Origin of the sequence: Acidiplasma cupricumulans (genome assembly GCF_001402935.1) — an archaeon.
In the GTDB taxonomy this organism is placed as follows: domain Archaea; phylum Thermoplasmatota; class Thermoplasmata; order Thermoplasmatales; family Thermoplasmataceae; genus Acidiplasma; species Acidiplasma aeolicum.
This window is the reverse complement of sequence record NZ_LKBH01000190.1, coordinates 1-2,138: the sequence shown is the minus strand read 5'-3', so window position 1 is coordinate 2,138 and position 2,138 is coordinate 1. Positions and strand designations below refer to the sequence as shown.

Here is a 2,138-nt window from a genome sequence, read left to right as displayed (position 1 = left end):
TGCCATATCCCACTAATAATTTTCAAATTAATAAATATGACAATTGTCGAACAAATTATGAAGGTTTGGACACGCTATAAAAATAAATTAATATATGCGTTAAAAATTCATAGAGGATGAATTCTAATATTACTGCCAGGATTGAAAAGGGCCAGAGGTATTCAGATATTATTTCTGATAGGGCAAAGCATTTAATAATTGCTGCAAAACAGGATGGCGTTTTACATGACCTTGATGATACAGCCAGCGAATCAGGAGAAGTTGAATTAATTAATATATACTCCGATGATGGTCTAAAAATATTAAGGCATAGCACCGCCCATTTGCTTGCAAACGCTATTGTTGATTTATATCCTGGTGCAAAGCCCAATACAAGCAATGAGGATTCTGATGTATTCTATTACGATTTTGATATGCCACCAATATCAGTGGATGATTTCCCAAAAATAGAGGAAAAAATGAGGGAAATTGCATCAAAAAATTTAAAAATAGAAAAAATAAGGCAGGATAAAAATGCAATGCTTGAGATATTTAAGGATAACCCTTATAAAATAGATAAAATAAATGAAAACCTTAAGGATGGTGAAATATCGAATATTTACAGACAGGGCAATTACATTGAATTCTGCCGTGGCCCGCATGTGCCGTCAACAGGGTATATAAAAGCCTTTAAACTTTTGTCTGTTGCAAGCACCAATTATGAGGGTGATATAAATAAGCAAAAAATGGTGAGAATTTATGGCACATCATTCCCTGATCAGAAAATGTTAAAGGATTTCCTTCAAAGAAGGGAAGAGGCAATGAAAAGGGATCACAGAAAAATTGGCCAGGAAATGGACTTATTTTTATTTGATGAACGTGCCCCTGGCTTTCCATTTTACACGCCAAATGGCGCAATCATAAGGAATGAACTAATAAATTACATGAGGGAACTTAATGAAAAAAATGGCTGGGAGGATGTCTGGACACCGCATGCATACCGTGACATCATATGGAAGGAATCAGGCCATTACGATAAGTACAAAAACGATATGTTTCTGTTTAAATTGAGCAACGGGGACGATTACGGTCTTAAACCCATGAACTGCCCCGGGCATATAGCAATATACCAGCGTTCTGTTCACAGTTACCGTGAAATGCCCATTAAATATTCTGAGGCCGGCACAGTTTACCGTTATGAAAAATCTGGTGAGATGGGTGGTCTTACAAGGCCAAGGGCATTTACCATAGATGATGGTCATGGATTTTTAAGACCGGATCAAATTTTTGATGAGGTATCATCTCTCATAAAAATAATCCCTGATGTTTTTAGGACAATAATGGGGGAATCTGAAATATCATACGATTTAAGTACTATAGATAAATCAAACCCACAGAATTACCTGCTATCATACATTTGCAGGGATTGTGGTGAAAAATTTGAAATGAGGGCTGCATCAGGTGTATTAAAATGCCCTAAATGCGGTTCAACAAATCTGGAGGTTGATTTCTCAATGTGGGATAATGCCACAGATAATCTTAGAAGCGCACTGGAAGATCTAAATTTAAAATACAAGGAAAATCCAGGGGATGCCGCATTTTACGGCCCAAAAATTGACATACATGTTAAGGATGCCCTTGGAAGATTCTGGCAGCTTTCAACAATACAGCTGGATTTCTTCATGCCCATAAACTTTGATTTAACATATGTGGATTCAGATGGCAAAAAATCAAGGCCGGTTATACTTCACAGGGCCATTTATGGAAGCTACGAAAGATTTATTGCAATCCTTTTAGAACACTTCAACGGAAAGATGCCAACATGGCTTTCCCCGGTGCAGACCTATGTGGTTCCTGTATCTGAGAATTATAACGATTATGCCTCGTATGTTCACAGTGAGCTTGTTAAAAATCATATAAGATCCAAACTCGACCTTTCTGGAAATACCATATCTAAGAAAATAAAACTTATAAGACCAATGAGAGTTTCATATATTATAGTTGTTGGTGAAAAGGAAAAAATAAGCAATACAGTCTCTGTTAGAAACCGCAAGGATAAAACAAGGTCATATAACCTTCAGGATTTTATTTCTAAAATCACCATGGAAATAAAAAACCGCAGCATTGATCAATTATTTTAAATATAAAATATATTTTAT

At 36.0% G+C, this 2,138-nt stretch carries 1 protein-coding gene; it reads left to right on the top strand.

Annotated elements, in window-relative coordinates; all coding sequences use genetic code 11:
• Positions 1-116: 116 nt before the first annotated feature.
• Positions 117-2,120, top strand: coding sequence for a threonine--tRNA ligase (locus AOG55_RS05590; protein WP_052656785.1), 2,004 nt, complete (start codon positions 117-119; stop codon positions 2,118-2,120).
• Positions 2,121-2,138: the final 18 nt, after the last annotated feature.

Bases quoted from the DNA above. Each gene is read 5' to 3' on its own strand.
- AOG55_RS05590 (WP_052656785.1), top strand. From the start codon at position 117: ATGAATTCTAATATTACTGCCAGGATTGAAAAGGGCCAGAGGTATTCA.